Source organism: Delftia sp. WY8 (assembly GCF_018437695.1).
GTDB classification, from domain to species: domain Bacteria; phylum Pseudomonadota; class Gammaproteobacteria; order Burkholderiales; family Burkholderiaceae_C; genus Comamonas; species Comamonas tsuruhatensis.
Window position 1 is genome coordinate 932,377 of the sequence record NZ_CP049795.1, and the last position, 15,299, is coordinate 947,675.

A 15,299-nucleotide genomic window follows, 5' to 3' on the forward strand; every position below is an offset into this window, starting at 1 on the left:
CATGAACCGCCGCAACTTCTTCACCGGCGCGGCCGTGGCCGCCGTCTCCAGCGCCGCCGTCAGCCGCGTGGCCCTGGCCGCCCTGCCCGAGGCAGCGACCCAGTCCTCGGCCGAAACCGCCGCCCCGCTGGCCCCGCCCAACGGCCGCCCCTACCGCCCCGTGGTCACGCTCAACGGCTGGACCACCCCCTGGCGCATGAACGCAGGCGTCAAGGAATTCCACCTGGTGGCCGAGCCCGTGGTGCGCGAGGTGGCGCCGGGCTTCTTCGTCAACATGTGGGGCTACAACGGCCAGAGCCCCGGCCCCACCATCGAGGTGGTGGAAGGCGACCAGGTCCGCATCTTCGTGACCAACCGCCTGCCCGAGCACACCACCGTGCACTGGCACGGCCAGCGCCTGCCCAACGGCATGGACGGCGTGGGCGGCCTGACCCAGCCGCACATCCCGCCCGGCAAGACCTTTGTCTACGAGTTCACGGCGCGCCGGCCCGGCACCTTCATGTACCACCCGCATGCCGACGAGATGGTGCAGATGGCCATGGGAATGATGGGCCTGTGGATCACGCACCCGAAGGCCGCGCACCCGCAGATCGCCGAGGTCCAGCGCGACTACGCCTTCCTGCTGTCGGCCTACGACGTGGAGCCCGGCTCCATGACCCCACGCGTGGCCGAGATGACGGACTTCAACATCTGGACCTTCAACAGCCGGGTGTTCCCCGCCATCAGCCCCGTCGTCGCCCGGCGCGGCGACCGCGTGCGCCTGCGCGTGGGCAACCTGACCATGACCAACCACCCCATCCACGTGCATGGCCACGAATTCGAGGTCACGGGCACGGACGGCGGCCCCGTGCCCCGGTCCGCACGCTGGCCCGAGGTGACCACGGACGTGGCCGTGGGCCAGATGCGGCAGGTGGAGTTCATCGCCGACGAGCTGGGCGACTGGGCCCTGCACTGCCACAAGAGCCACCACACCATGGGCGCCATGGGCCACGACACGCCGACCATGATCGGCGTGGACCACCGGGGCCTGGTCGGCAAGATCCAGAAGATCGTGCCCGACTACATGGTCATGGGCGAGCGCGGCATGGGCGACATGGCCGCCATGGAGATGCCGCTGCCCGACAACACCTTCCCGATGATGACGGGCACGGGCCCCTTCGGCCCCCTCGAGATGGGCGGCATGTTCACCACCCTCAAGGTGCGCGAGCAGCTGGGCGCCAACGACTACGGCGACCCGGGCTGGTTCAACCACCCCAAGGGCAGCGTGGCCTATGAATGGAAGGGGCCGGCGGCCGAGGCCTCCGCACCGCGCCATACCACGCCCGGCCAGTCCCCCGGCGCACCCAGCGTGCGCAAGCCCGGTGCGGGCCATGAGCACCACTGATGCCATCCAAGGACCACCTTATGAACACCTTTGCCCTCCTCCTCGCCACCGCACTGCTCGCCGGCCCCGCTGCCGTCTTCGCCCATGGCAGCGGGGCCCACGATGACGCTCCCAAGGCCGCCGCGGTCAAGGAGCAAAAGCCCTGGGGCATCGCCGGCGATGCCTCGGCCGCCCGGCGCACCATCACCCTGGACATGAGCGACAACATGCGCTTCACACCAGAGCGCATCAGCGTCAGGCGCGGCGAGACGGTGCGCCTGCGCGTGGCCAACAAGGGCCAGGTCATGCACGAGATCGTGCTGGGCACGCCGGCCTCGCTGGACGAGCACGCGCAGATGATGCTCAAGTTCCCCACCATGGAGCACGGCGAGCCCTACATGGCCCATGTCTCGCCCGGCCAATCCGGCGACCTGGTCTGGAATTTCAACCGCGAAGGCAGCTTCGACTTTGCCTGCCTCATCCCCGGCCACTACCAGGCCGGCATGCGCGGAACCATCACCGTGACGCAATGAGCGCGCCACATCTTCCCCCCTTCAGGAGCACCCCATGAAACATGAACGCATGGCATCCGCCCACCCGCGCCGCAGTGCGCTGCGCCGCATGGCCCTGGCCTGCACGGCATTCGCCGCCCCTTCGCTGTGGGCGGCTGCACCCACGGCCCGCATCCCGGTCGAGGTCTGGAAGGACCCCAACTGCGGCTGCTGCCAGGACTGGGTGGTGCACATGGAGCACAACGGCTTTGCCGTCACCGTGCACGACACCGGCAACAGCGCCGTGCGCGCCAGGCTGGGCATTCCGGCGCGCCTGGGCTCCTGCCACACGGCCCTGGTAGAAGGCTATGCGCTCGAAGGCCATGTGCCTGCGGCCGACGTGCACAAGCTGCTCATGCAAAAGCCCAAGGCGGTGGGCATTGCCGTGCCCGGCATGCCCGTGGGCAGCCCCGGCATGGACGGCCCCGAGTACGGCGGCCGCAAGGACCCCTACGAGGTGCTGCTCATCACCAAGAACCTCATGAACAGCGACGTTTCCACCCGCACCTTCACCAGCTACCGCTGAACCCCGGAGCACACCATGCACAACACAGTCCTCCTTGTTTCCCGTACGTCCCGTACCGCCCTTGCCGTGCGCCTGGCACTTGCCGCCGCGCTGATCCCGGCCTGGGCCTGTGCCCAGGCCACGGCCCACGACCATGCGGCGCATGGCGCGCAATCTGCCGAAACCGCACCCGCCGCCGCCAGCCAGGACCTCAGCGAAGGCGAGGTCACGCGCTGGGATGCACGCACCAGCAAGGTCACGCTGCGCCACGGCGAACTCAAGAACCTGGGCATGCCGCCCATGACCATGGTCTTCCAGCTGCGCGTGGCAGCACCCGAGCCCGCCCTCAAGGCCGGCGACAAGGTGCGCTTTCGCGCCGAGCAGGACCAGGGCGCCTTCGTGGTCACGCAGCTGGAAGTGCTGCGCTGAAGACCGGGTGCAGGGCTGCCGTTTCGGCTAAGGTGAAGGCCTGTCCATCACAGAGCAGAGCAGCGCATGCCAAGCACCGACTCAGACCCCGGCTCCATCACCCGCGTACAGGGCATCGAGGTAGGCCACCACACCGATGCCCGCCGGCCCACGGGCTGCACCGTCGTGCTGGCGCGCGGCGGTGCCGTGGGGGGCTGCGATGTGCGTGGCGCCGCCCCCGGCACGCGCGAGACCGACCTGCTGCATCCCTCCAACCTGGTGCAGCAGGTGCATGCCGTCATGCTGTCGGGCGGCAGCGCCTGGGGTCTGGACGCGGCCAGCGGCGCCATGCGCTGGCTCGATGAGCAGGGAATAGGGCTGGATGTGGGCGTGGGCCGCGTGCCCATCGTGCCGGCCGCCGTGCTGTTCGACCTGGCGGTGGGCGACAGCCGCATCCGCCCGGGTGCCGATGCCGGCCATGCGGCCTGCCAGGCCGCCAGCGCCGCGCGGCCTGCCGAGGGCAATGTGGGCGCCGGCATGGGCGCCTGCGTGGGCAAGGTCTTCGGCATGGATCGCGCCATGAAGGGCGGCATCGGCACGGCCTCGCTGACCGTGCGCGGCGTCACCGTGGGCGCGCTGATCGCCTGCAATGCCGTGGGCGATGTGGTCGACCCCCACAGCGGCGCCCTGCTGGCCGGCGCGCGCAGCCCCGATGGCCGCCAGCTGCACGACACCTGCCGTGCCTTGCTGCGCGGCGAAGAGCCCCGGCCGCTGCTGGCAGGCACCAACACCACCATCGGCGTGGTTGCCACCGATGCACGCATCACCAAGGCCCAGGCCCAGCGCCTGGCCGTGGTGGCCCATGACGGCCTGGCACGCGCCATACGACCCGTGCACACCATGAGCGATGGCGACACCCTGTTCGCCCTGGGCACGGGCCTGGCCGAGCACTCGCTGGGCATGCTGACCCTGTCCGCCATGGCCGCCGAGGCCGTGGCCCTGGCCACGGTGCGCGCCGTGCTGGCCGCGCAGTCGCTGACCACGGCCGAAGGGCTGGAGCTGCCCTGTGCCAGGGAGCTGGCCGCCTGCCGGCCCTGACCGGGTTCAGGCCTGCAGTGCCACCGCCCAGGCGTCGTAGCCGTAGACGCCATCGGCATTGCCACCGGCGCGCAGCCAGTTGTTGCCGCGCGAGCCGATCTGGATCTCGCTGGTGCGCTGCATGCGCATGGCCTGGTAGCGCGCCAGGGCAGCGGGCACCTGCTGCGATCCCTGCGCAGCGTCCAGGTTGCGCGCCAGCACCACGGCATCCTCGATGGCCATGCCCGCACCCTGGGCCATGAAGGGCATCATCGGGTGGCAGGCATCGCCCAGCAGCGTGATGCGGTCCTGCGACCAGGCCGGCAGGGGATCGCGCTCGTACAGCGCGGTCTTGAGCACCGTGTCGCAGGCGTCGAGCAGCGCCCGCGCGTCAGGATGGAAATCGGCATAGAAGCCGCGCAACTCCTCGACGCTGCCCGGCGTGGTCCAGGATTCCTCATGCCACGATTCCTGGGCCGTGGTGGCAAAGATGAAGGTATCGCGCCCCTGATTCAGCGGAAAGGTCACGATCTGGCTTTGCGGCGTGGCACCCCACCATTTGGTGAAGGCCTGGATGTCGGGCACATGGCGCACGCGCTCGGTAGGCACCACCGCGCGGAAGGCCACCACGCCCGTGAAGCGCGGGCTTTCGGCGCCAAACAGGGCCGCGCGCACCACGGAGTGGATGCCGTCCGCGCCAATGAGTGCGTCCAGCCCGGCCACTTCGCTGCCATCGGTGAAGGCGATGTCCACGCCTTGCCCCGTCTGCGTGATCTGGCTGGCGCGCTTGCCCAACTGCACCTGGTCCAGCGGAAAGGCATCGGCCAGGGCCGCCAGCAGGTCCGCGCGGTGGATGGTGAGCTGGGGTGCGCCGTATTTGCGCTCGGCCTCGTCACCCATGGTCAGGCGCGAGGTTTCCTCGCCCGTGTCCCAGTTGCGGCTGATGCGGTGCGTGGGCCGTGCGGCGCTGGCGCGCACGGCGGCGGCAATGTCGGCGCCCAGGCCATCGAGGGCGCGCACGGCATTGGGCGTGAGGTTGATGTCCGCGCCCACGCGCAGGAACTGCCGGCTTTGCTCGAACACCAATACTTCATGCCCTGCCTGGTGCAGCGCATTGGCTGCCGCCAATCCGCCAATGCCTGCTCCGACGATGCCTATCCTCAAACGCGCCATGGTTCCTGTCTCCTGCTGGTGGGGTCTATTCGGTGGTGATGCGCCCCATGATCCGGGGCGCATCGATGCAGGACATTGTCTTTTTGACGCGCCTCAAACCTCAACCTCCGCAACGCCCGAATTGGGCACGATTCGTCCCCATCGGCGCCGGCGCATGTCCGGCAGGCGCCTCAGTCCACGCGCCGCAGCTGCCCTTGCGCCAGCAGCTTGTCGCGCATGCGGCGCGTCATGGACTGGGTGCTGCCATCGGTGGCCGTGAACAGGAACAGCGTCTGCTGCGGGCTGACCCAGGTCAGCTGGGTGCGGATGCTCTGCCGGGCATTGGACAGCTCCACCCAGGTGCCCAGCGCCCAGTCCTCGGAGACCACGGGCGCCACGGGTGCCACGGGTGCCACAGGTTCAGGTGCAGGTGCCACGGATGTCGCATGCGGCGTCACCTGGGGCCCGGCAGGCTCGCCGGGCATCCTGGTCGGCGACGCCGCAACGGCCGGGGGGGCAGGCAGCTCGTCCTGCAGCGCCTCGGGCAGCTCCAGATCCTGCTCGGTCAGGGTGGCCATCTCGTGCGCCATATCGTTCGCCATGGGCTGCGGCACATCCAGCGGCACCGGCATGGAGGCCGCCACGCCGAACAACGACTGTGGCAGGCGCGCTGCCGAGGAGCCGGGCCTTGCCTGGACGGGCCTGGCCTGGCCGGGCCCGGCAGCATCGAACCGGGAAGGCAGGGACGCCAGCACCGAGTCCGACCCATAGACGGTGGGCGGCACGGAGTCCAGATAAATATCCACGCTCTCTATGGGCTGGCGGACCACACCCGCATCCAGCGCATCCTGGTGCAGGCCGGCCAGGCGCGCGGCAAAGGCCTGGATCTCCTCCTCCGTGCGCCCCACGCTGCGCAGGCCGGCGCGCAGCCGGGCCTGCAGGCGCGGCGCCAGCGCCACCAGCCGGTCGGTATCGCGGCCGGCGTGTGCGGACACGCTCCACAGCAGGCTGGGCACCAGGGCGAGGTAGCCGCCGGGGTCGCGGGCCTCGCTGCCGTCCACAGGCTCCTGGACGCTGGCAATCACCTGGGCCCACGGCCCCGTGGCGAATTCCAGGATGTCATCGGGTACGCCCTGGGCACTGGGCAGGCGCCGGATGGCGGCTGCGATCTGCTCGGCCCGGGGCATGGCGGTTTCCGGCCAGCGCGGGTCCGCACGCCGCCCTTCCACGCGCCGGAGCGCGGCCGAGACGGGGCCGGTCACCGTGCCATCTTCAGGCGCTTCGCTCGGGCCCACAGGCTGCATGCCGCTGCCGCCCCAACCGTCACGCAGCTGCTGCAGCACCGTGGCAAAGGCCGATGCATCGGCGCGCTGCAGGGCCGCCAGCCGCATGGCAGCGGAATCGGCCACCTGCAGGAACTGGCCATAGCCCGGTGCGGATTCACTGTCGAACCACAGGCTGCGCGCCGTCAGCTCGTCGAGCAACTGGCGCGCAGGGTGATTGCGGTCCTCGAAAAAGCGCGTGTCCTGGACCACCAGCTGCTGCAGCAGCGGCTCCAGCCGGCCCACCGTGCGCTGCACGGAAGGCAGCAGGCGCGTGTCGGCGGCCATGAAGCGCATCATGCGCTGCAGCGTATGCAGCGCCGCGCCGTCGTCGGCGCGCGCGCCCGGGAGAGGCTCCTGCGGCTCCTGCGGCTGCAGGGCCTGCATCAGCTGCTCCAGCTGGGCCGAGTGGTGCTGCACGGACTCCAGCGCCATGCAGCTCAGCGAGGTCCAGCCTTCGGGCAGCGCCGCCAGCACGGTGGGTGCCGTCTCGCTGCCCTGCCAGGCGGTGGTCTGCAGCCGGCTTGCGCCGTCCATGGCCGGCGCAAACTGCCCGGGCACGGAATAGGCGGATGGTTGGGCCAGCATGGAAGAAGGCGCCGCAGCGGGCGCCTCGCGGTGTGAATCCATCCAGCGGGGGTCGGACAGCAGGGCGGCCACCAGGCGCCGCGTCAGCTCATCTTCCTGCGCCTGCTGGCCGAAGGCGCCGTAGGCGCGGCTCTGTGCCACGGCATCGCCATAGTGTGAAGGCGCACGCCAGCGGTTCGGCCCCGGCATGTCGGTCTGGCGCCGGCCCGGCTCGGGCGGCGGTGCCACGCCATAGGCGGCAGGCTGCACGCCCTGGTCGCGCAGGGACTGGGCCACATGGCCGTACTCGGATACCAGCAATGCGCCCAGATGCTCGCGCATGAAGCCCAGCCAGCAGGCGGCGCATTCGGGCTCGACCCCGGTGTCGTCGATCACGCGCTGCAGCGCCTGCACATAGTTGTGGGGCCTGAGCGGGTTGCGTTCGGGCTGGACACGGTCCAGGCCCTGGATGGCGCTGACCAGGGCATCGAGCTCGGCCAGTGCGATCTCCACCTGCGGCGCCACATGCTGCAGCAGGCGCTGGTGGGCCAGCTGCGACTGCAGCACGGAGTCATCCAGCAGGGAGAGGGAGGCGAAATCGGTAGTGCCGGGCACACCGGACGCACCGGAGATGCCCGGCACCGGCGGCCAGGCGGCAGCGCCACCGGATTGGCCAAAGCATTCCAGCAGCGCCAGCCCATAGCCCTTGAGCATGGCGGCCCGGTGGCGGGCCAGCAATTCCAGCGCCTCGGGGATTTCAGCGCGGCGCGGCAGGCCGGAGCCAGGCAGCTCGGCCTGCTCCATGGCATGAGCCGTGCGCTGCAGCAGCCGCAGGATCAGCGCCTCCGAGCCGCGGACAGCCTGCACCAGGCAGGCCTGCAACGCGGCAACAGAAACGGGTGGAGGATTCATGGCCCGAAGAATACAGGCTCCAGCCCGTGCCGGAGGCGCTTTGAGGCTTGCCTTTGATGCTTACTTCAGTGCCTTGTAGCGCATGCGCTTGGGCTTGGCACCTTCTTCGCCCAGACGCTTTTTCTTATCGGCTTCGTACTCCTGGTAGTTGCCGTCGAAATACACCCACTGCGAATCGCCTTCGGCGGCCAGGATGTGCGTGGCGATGCGGTCGAGGAACCAGCGATCGTGGGAGATCACCAGCACCGTGCCCGCGTACTCCAGCAGCGCATCTTCCAGCGCGCGCAGGGTTTCCACGTCCAGGTCGTTGGAGGGTTCGTCCAGCAGCAGCACGTTGCCGCCCTGGATCAGCGTCTTGGCCAGGTGCAAGCGGCCGCGCTCGCCGCCGGAGAGGTTGCCGACCTTCTTTTGCTGGTCCTGTCCGTTGAAGTTGAAGCGGCCTGCGTAGGCGCGCGAGGCCATCTGGAACTTGCCGACGTTGATGATGTCCAGCCCGCCCGAGATGTCTTCCCACACCGTCTTGTCGTTGGCCAGCGCGTCACGCGTCTGCTCCACATAGGCCATCTTGACCGTCTGGCCCACGATGACTTCGCCGGAATCGGCCTGCTCGCGCCCCGCGATCAGCTTGAACAGCGTGGACTTGCCGGCACCGTTGGGGCCGATGATGCCGACGATGGCGCCAGCGGGGATGTTCATGGTCAGGTTGTCGATGAGCACGCGGTCGCCAAAGCTCTTGGTGACGTTGTTGAACTCGATGACCTGGGTGCCCAGACGCTCGGCCACAGGAATGAAGATTTCCTGGGTTTCGTTGCGCTTTTGGTATTCGAAATCGCTCAGCTCCTCGAAGCGCGCGATACGGGCCTTGGACTTGGTCTGGCGGCCCTTGGCGTTCTGGCGAACCCACTCCAGTTCCTTCTTCAGGGCCTTGGCACGGGCTTCCTCGCCCTTTTGCTCGGACTCCAGGCGGCTTTGCTTCTGGAACAGCCATTCGGAATAGTTGCCCTTGTAGGGAATGCCGTGGCCACGGTCCAGTTCCAGGATCCACTCGGCAGCGTTGTCCAGGAAGTAGCGATCGTGGGTGATGGCCACCACGGTGCCGGTGAAGCGGTGCAGGAACTGCTCCAGCCATTCCACGGACTCGGCGTCCAAGTGGTTGGTGGGTTCGTCCAGCAGCAGCATGTCGGGCTTGGACAGCAGCAGCTTGCACAGGGCCACGCGGCGCTTTTCGCCACCGGACAGCTTGCCGATCACGGCATCCCAGGCCGGCAGGCGCAGGGCGTCGGCAGCGATCTCCAGTTGGTGCTCGGAGTCGGTGCCGGCAGCGGCGATCTTGGCTTCGAGCTCGCCTTGCTCGGCGGCCAGCGCGTCGAAGTCGGCGTCGGGCTCGGCGTAGGCGGCGTAGATTTCATCGAGGCGCGCGCGGGCCGCGTTGACTTCGGCCATGGCCTCTTCCACGGCCTGGCGCACCGTGTGCTCTGGATTGAGCTGAGGCTCCTGCGGCAGATAGCCGATGGACAGGCCCTGCATGGGCAGCGCCTCGCCTTCGAATTCCTTGTCCACCCCGGCCATGATCTTGAGCAGCGAGGACTTGCCAGAGCCGTTCAGACCCAGCACGCCGATCTTGGCGCCCGGGAAAAAGCTGAGAGAGATATCCTTCAAGATCTGCCGCTTGGGCGGCACGGTCTTGGTGAGGTGGTTCATCGAAAAAACGTATTGAGCCATTCTGGTCCGAGTACTTGAATCGTTGATTTCTGCAAAAACCGGGCAACAAATCGGTTGCACGCCAGCCGTGATTATCGGCGCATGCGACAATACCCTGCGTTGCGGGTTCCAGTTGCCCGTGACATCAGCATTCCAGCTGGGGACGATGGACGCTGTTTTCCAGGCTCCCGACATTGAACCTCATCCGCCTACGACTGGTCCGGCAACCGCCCTGGTTGCCTCGGCAGGCTGATACCCAGCGCCCCGGACGGGCGCATCTTTGATCACATGACATTTGAAGAACTGAATCTGGCTCCCGCCATTCTGAAGGCCGTGCTTGAGGAGGGTTACGAGAACCCGACTCCCATCCAGGCACAGGCCATTCCGGCGGTGCTCGCCGGCCACGACCTGCTGGCAGGCGCCCAGACCGGCACCGGCAAGACCGCGGCCTTCACCCTGCCCATGCTGCACCGCCTCTCGCAAGGCCAGGTGCCGCGCAACAAGTTCGGCGGCAAGGGCATCCGCGCCCTGGTGCTGACGCCCACGCGTGAACTCGCAGCGCAGGTCGAGGAATCGGTGCGCAGCTACGCGAAGTACCTGGACATCAACTCCACCGTCATCTTCGGCGGCGTGGGCATGAAGCCCCAGATCGACCGCATCAAGAAGGGCGTGGACATCCTGGTCGCCACGCCGGGCCGCCTGCTGGATCTGCAGCAGCAAGGCTTCATGGACCTGTCCACCGTCGAAGTCCTGGTGCTCGACGAAGCCGACCGCATGCTGGACATGGGCTTCATCCACGACGTCAAGAAGGTGCTGGCCCTGGTGCCCAAGGAAAAGCAAAGCCTGCTGTTCTCGGCCACCTTCAGCGACGAGATCCGCGACCTGGCCAACGGCCTGCTGCGCAATCCGCAGTCCATCCAGGTCACGCCGAGCAACACCACCGTGCAGCGCATCACCCAGGTGATCCACCCCGTGGGCCGCGGCAAGAAAAAGCAGGTGCTGCTGCACATCATCAACGAGAACAACTGGAGCCAGGTTCTGGTGTTCACGCGCACAAAGTTCGGCGCCAACAACGTTGCCGAATTCCTGACCAAGAACAACATCAGCGCCATGGCGCTGCACGGCAACAAGAGCCAGAGCGCACGCACCCAGGCACTGGCCGGCTTCAAGACCGGCGAGCTGCGCGCACTGGTGGCCACCGACATCGCTGCACGCGGCATCGACATCGATGAGCTGCCGCACGTCGTGAACTACGAAATCCCCAACGTCTCCGAAGACTACGTGCACCGCATCGGCCGCACGGGCCGTGCCGGGCGCGAAGGCCATGCCGTCAGCCTCGTGTGCATGGACGAAGAAGGCTTCATGATGGACATCGAGCGCTTCACCAAGCAGGAAATCCCCGTGCAGGTGCTCGAAGGCTTCGGCCCGGAAGAAGGCGAAGTGGCCGAACCCATCGCCATGGGCCGCCAGACCATCTGGGGCGGCGCGGGCAAGCCGCCCAGCCGTGACGTCATGCAGGCCGCCGCCAAGGCTGCGCGCCAGGAAATGATGGACCGCATCCGCACCAACAAGGCTGCCCAGCCCGACCGCGGCGGTCGTGCAGGCGGCCGTGGCCAGGCAGCACCCAAGGCAGGCTCGGACGAAGGCCGCTCCGAAGGCAGCGCAGGCGGCCAGGGCCGTGGCCGCAACCACGCCGGCGCAGGCGCCAACAACAAGCCGCGCCGCGACCGCTTCGACGGTCCGGGCAACGGCTCCGGCGCTGCTCACCGCCCCAAGGCAGGTCCCCAGAACGCCCCCCGTCGCGGCCCGCGTCCTGACGGCGAAGGCGGCGGTGGCCGTCGCTTCGACGACCAGCCCCCGCGCGCTGATGCCCACCTGGGCACGCAGCTCGGCCATGCACGCAGCAGCGGACCGCGCGGCGGCGCCGGTGGCGGTCAACCCGACCCGATGCGCACCAGCGTGGACACCATGGCCGAACGCGGCCGCCGCGGCGGCGGTGGCTTCAACCGCGGTGGCGGCGGCGGTGGTGGCTTCGGCGGCGGTGGCCGTGGCGGCTCCTCGCGCGGCGGCTACGGTCGCTGACCTGCACTGAATACCCGGCGTGCCAGGCGGCATGCCGGGCATTGCACCAGCCCAAAGGGCTGCATCTCCCCGGGGCTGCAGCCCTTTTGCATTGCACAGATTGCGCCTTCAGCCGACAGCGCGCCGCAAGCCTGCATGGCTATCATCCCGATAGCATTGCGGCCTGCGGCGACTGAAGGCCGCACCCCTTTTCCCGGATTCCCCAAGATTCCCCACGACTGGTTCCTCAAGGCCACGCCATGACACTGCTGACTCCACCCGCCATACCCTCCAGCCAGCGCCCCGATCCGGAGCTGCCACAGGGCCGGCTGCGGTGGTCGGCCCTGGCATGCACCGCCCTGCTGGCCGCCTGCTCCAGCACGCCGCTGCCGCCCTGGCCCACGTCCTCCAAGCCCCAGGTGGCCACGCCCACCCGCCCGGCCCCGGAAATACCCGTGGTGCCCCAGGCGACCACGCAGCCGATCGCACCGGCCAACAACCTCGTCCCCCTGCCCTACAACGCGGCCGTGGCGGCGCGCTTCCCCGACCCGGCCACGCGCTATGACACGCCCGGCCTGGCGCCGCAGCGCAACCAGTTCACCACGGCCAGCGAACTGTCTTCCTGGCTGAACAGCCAGGCCAGCAAATCTCTGGGCCGCGACACGCGCCTGGGAATCGTGCAGCCCGGCAGCTCGCAGCGCGGCAGCCCCATCCAGGCCCTGGTGGCCACGCGCGCTCCCGGCATCCAGCCGTCGGCGCTGTATGACAGCCGCCGCCCCACGGTCATGCTCGTGGCCGGCCAGCATGGCGACGAGCCTGCAGGGACCGAGGCATTGCTCATCATTGCCCGCGAACTCGCTCCCGGCGGCCTGCTGGAGCCGCTGCTGCAGCAGATCAACGTGATCCTGGTCCCGCGCGCCAACCCCGATGCCGTGGAAGCCGGCACGCGCAATGCAGCCGATGGCACCGACATCGCCCATGACCACCTGCTCCTGAACACGCCGGAGGCCAAGGCCCTGGCCACGCTGGCACGCGACTACCGCCCCGTCGCCGTGGTGGACCTGCAGGAATTCCCGGCCGCCAGCATCTTCCTGCAGAAGTACCAGGCCATACAGCGCTACGACGCCCTGCTGCAGTATTCGGCCACGGCCAACCAGAATGAATTCGTGACCAAGGCTGCGCGCGAGTGGTACACGGCACCGCTGCGCACCGCGCTGTCGCAGGCCGGCCTGAGCAGCGACTGGTACTACACCACCAGCCAGGACCTGCAGGACAAGTCCATCTCCATGGGCAGCCTGGCGCCAGATTCGCTGCGCAACATCAGCGGACTCAAGAACTCGGTGGGCTATCTGGTCAGCAGCCGTGGCTCGGACCTGGGCCGCGCCCACATCCAGCGGCGCGTGCACACCCTGGTCACCGCCGCCACACGCATGCTGCATTCGAGCGCCGAGCGCGCCAAGGACCTCACCCAGGTGCAGGCCTTCGTGGCGCGCGAGACCGCCTCTCTCGCCTGCCACCAGCAACTGGCCGTCCAGGCCGAGCAGACGCCCGAGCAGCGCACGCTCACCATGATCCAGCCCGACACGGGTGCCGACCAGCAGGTGCGCGTGGACTGGAACGCCTCCCTGCAGGCCCGCACCACGCTGTCGCGCCCGCGCTCCTGCGGCTACTGGCTGTCCGCCAGCGCCCAGACCGCCGTGGACAGGCTGCGCCTGCTGGGCCTGCAAGTGCTCAAGGTGGCCGAGCCCGGCCAGCTGCTGGCCGACTCGTACAACGAGGCCCGCTCGGCCACGCCCGCCAGCGGCGCCTATGCGCTCACGCGCGGCGCCGTCGAAGCACCCGTGGGCAGCTACTACCTGTCGATGAACCAGCCCATGGCCAATATTGCCGCTGCGGCGCTGGAGCCCGACACGCCCTACAGCTACCTCGCACGCGGCCTGGTGCCCACGCTGAGCGACATGGCGCGCGTGATGGCCCCCCCTTCGGTGGTGTTCGAGGAAGAAGAAGACGCCGAATGACGGCAAGGGCGCCAGGGCACGCCGCCAAGCCCTGAGCGCCCGCCCATTGCGGGTATGATCCGCGCTGGCCCGTCAGCGGCCATACCTGCCCGTAGCTCAACCGGATAGAGCAATTGCCTTCTAAGCAATAGGTCGGGGGTTCGAGTCCCTCCGGGCAGGCCAGTCTTTCCCCTCTGAAAGCAGTGCACCAGCCAAATCCTGGGGAACATCCAGGGAACATTTCTCGTTTTTCGTCTTTGCCGCCGTGTCACGACCTGCTGACACGACGCCCTCGTCATGGGACGCCGCCGGCCAACATCCCAAGATTTCTCGCCTGTCCTTCAGCCCCGGCACATCGAGGCACCAAAATCCAAGCCCTTCGGCACTGTCATTGGCGCCGAGGGACTTTTTGCGTTTGCGCTGCAGGCGACCGGGCCGGCCAACCCGCCACATGCGTTCGATCTCGTCTTGCCGGGGCATCCTCTGGAATGACGAGCGCGGCGTCAGGGCCTGCGACGGCCCGCAGGACTGCGCTGAACTGGGCCATTGAGCGCTGCCCGGAAGACTGACGGCTCAATGCCGCCCATGCCAATCGATCCGACACATCCCGAGCACACAGTCCGACAGCGCGTCGTTGCTGGCTTCATGAGTCACTGGAAAGCACACGGCAGCGACAAGTACCCATAACGCTTCCGGCTGCCGCCCGAAGAGCTCTACCACCTCGCTCACGTCATGCACAAAGGCGAGCACCCCGGAACGATGTAGGGCGTGCCGCTCGAAGCTGACCCCGCGACGAAAGGCGAAATGGTCGCAATCGACGGCACGGTCGTGTCGATAGCGTTGGCTGACCCAACGCCTGCGGCTTAGGCGCCAGCCGCCAACTTGTCGCGCAGTCGGAAGCCAGCCAGCACCAAATCCAAACGAGACCAAATACGCAGGCGTTTTGCGAAATCATTTGTCCATTTGCGCAACAACAATCCGGCAGGGCAATAACTATTGTTGACGTAACGTGCTCAACAAGTGTAAATTATTGTTTCCAACTGACGCAAATGGAGAGCCAATTACTCAAATACATAGCAAGCCACTCTTCTCGTCACACTAGATCGCATCATTAGTCAATGCCATATAAATCAAAACTACGTTAGTTTTTATTCAATATGAAAAATTTCCGAAAAATTCTTTCTGCCGCAGCACTCGCTCTGATTACAAGTAACTCTCATGCATGGACGTTGGTCTATGCAAATGATGCCAGCGGAAACGTGACGGCAGGAACACTTCAATCTTTACGAAATGCGGTGAGCACCGGCTCATCTGTGAAAGTCATCATTAATTCACCAAATATTCAAGTTTGGTCGATCCTATGCAACACCGCTGCACATGAGGCCGATGCTTCAAAAGGTGTGGTTTGCTATGGACCCGCGCCACTTTACGCGGGGTGGACAATAGGCAGAGACGCGGGACAAATACTCAATCCCCCGCAGGCAATGCATATTATTGTAAATACTCTTGGGCAGTACTCCCAATATGGAATCAGCTACTCTACAGGCCAAGTCACTCACAGTCTGAAGCAGAACTATCCAATGCAGTGGTACGTGGATTGAGATCTGCGTGCGGCACTCGGGCAGCAAACCCAGGTGCCGGACCTTGCTGGCTCAGAAAGCGGCGATGCGCTCGCCCAGGATC

General features: G+C 67.3%; 11 protein-coding genes and 1 tRNA gene. 9 read left to right on the top strand and 3 right to left on the bottom strand.

Going from position 1 to position 15,299, the window contains the following annotated elements:
* The first annotated feature begins 1 nt into the window (after window position 1).
* From G4D77_RS04110 to G4D77_RS04130, 5 genes are all read left to right on the top strand, one after another.
* Complete coding sequence (locus G4D77_RS04110; protein ID WP_154834680.1) at window positions 2-1,384, top strand: multicopper oxidase family protein; 1,383 nt, start codon at window positions 2-4, stop codon at window positions 1,382-1,384.
* A 20-nt stretch (window positions 1,385-1,404) separates the two neighbouring features.
* The gene (locus G4D77_RS04115; protein WP_016449918.1) at window positions 1,405-1,896 is read left to right on the top strand and encodes a cupredoxin domain-containing protein; all 492 of its coding nucleotides are present in this window, start codon (window positions 1,405-1,407) and stop codon (window positions 1,894-1,896) included.
* Window positions 1,897-1,930: 34 nt separating this feature from the next.
* Entirely contained in the window at window positions 1,931-2,440 is a 510-nt protein-coding gene (locus G4D77_RS04120; protein ID WP_154834681.1) for a DUF411 domain-containing protein, read from the top strand.
* A 15-nt stretch (window positions 2,441-2,455) separates the two neighbouring features.
* On the top strand, window positions 2,456-2,848 hold the full coding sequence (locus G4D77_RS04125) for a copper-binding protein (protein WP_016452437.1): 393 nt from the start codon (window positions 2,456-2,458) through the stop codon (window positions 2,846-2,848).
* A gap of 66 nt (window positions 2,849-2,914) precedes the next feature.
* Window positions 2,915-3,925, top strand: coding sequence for a P1 family peptidase (locus G4D77_RS04130; protein WP_154834682.1), 1,011 nt, complete (start codon window positions 2,915-2,917; stop codon window positions 3,923-3,925).
* A gap of 6 nt (window positions 3,926-3,931) precedes the next feature.
* Here the strand turns inward: G4D77_RS04130 and G4D77_RS04135 are convergent, their stop codons facing one another.
* The 3 genes from G4D77_RS04135 to ettA all read right to left on the bottom strand — a co-directional run bounded on the left by G4D77_RS04135 (window position 3,932) and on the right by ettA (window position 9,579).
* Window positions 3,932-5,077 carry an FAD-dependent monooxygenase gene (locus tag G4D77_RS04135; protein ID WP_026062174.1) on the bottom strand — a complete coding sequence of 382 codons (1,146 nt, stop codon included), beginning with the start codon at window positions 5,075-5,077 and terminating at the stop codon, window positions 3,932-3,934.
* 170 nt (window positions 5,078-5,247) lie between these two features.
* Window positions 5,248-7,857: a DUF1631 family protein gene (locus G4D77_RS04140; protein WP_154834683.1), complete on the bottom strand. Its 2,610-nt coding sequence runs from the start codon at window positions 7,855-7,857 to the stop codon at window positions 5,248-5,250.
* 60 nt (window positions 7,858-7,917) lie between these two features.
* Complete coding sequence (ettA, locus tag G4D77_RS04145; protein ID WP_154834684.1) at window positions 7,918-9,579, bottom strand: energy-dependent translational throttle protein EttA; 1,662 nt, start codon at window positions 9,577-9,579, stop codon at window positions 7,918-7,920.
* A 267-nt stretch (window positions 9,580-9,846) separates the two neighbouring features.
* On the opposite strand from ettA, the gene G4D77_RS04150 reads away from it, so the two are divergent.
* The 4 genes from G4D77_RS04150 (at window position 9,847) to G4D77_RS04165 (ending at window position 15,217) form a co-directional block, all read left to right on the top strand.
* The gene (locus G4D77_RS04150) at window positions 9,847-11,640 is read left to right on the top strand and encodes a DEAD/DEAH box helicase (protein ID WP_016449925.1); all 1,794 of its coding nucleotides are present in this window, start codon (window positions 9,847-9,849) and stop codon (window positions 11,638-11,640) included.
* Between the two features lie 239 nt (window positions 11,641-11,879).
* Window positions 11,880-13,637, top strand: a complete 1,758-nt coding sequence (locus G4D77_RS04155) for a M14 family metallopeptidase (protein WP_016449926.1) — start codon at window positions 11,880-11,882, stop codon at window positions 13,635-13,637.
* 85 nt (window positions 13,638-13,722) lie between these two features.
* Window positions 13,723-13,799 (top strand) — tRNA-Arg (locus tag G4D77_RS04160).
* Window positions 13,800-14,773: 974 nt separating this feature from the next.
* The gene (locus G4D77_RS04165; RefSeq protein ID WP_128422724.1) at window positions 14,774-15,217 is read left to right on the top strand and encodes a hypothetical protein; all 444 of its coding nucleotides are present in this window, start codon (window positions 14,774-14,776) and stop codon (window positions 15,215-15,217) included.
* Window positions 15,218-15,299 lie beyond the last annotated feature (82 nt).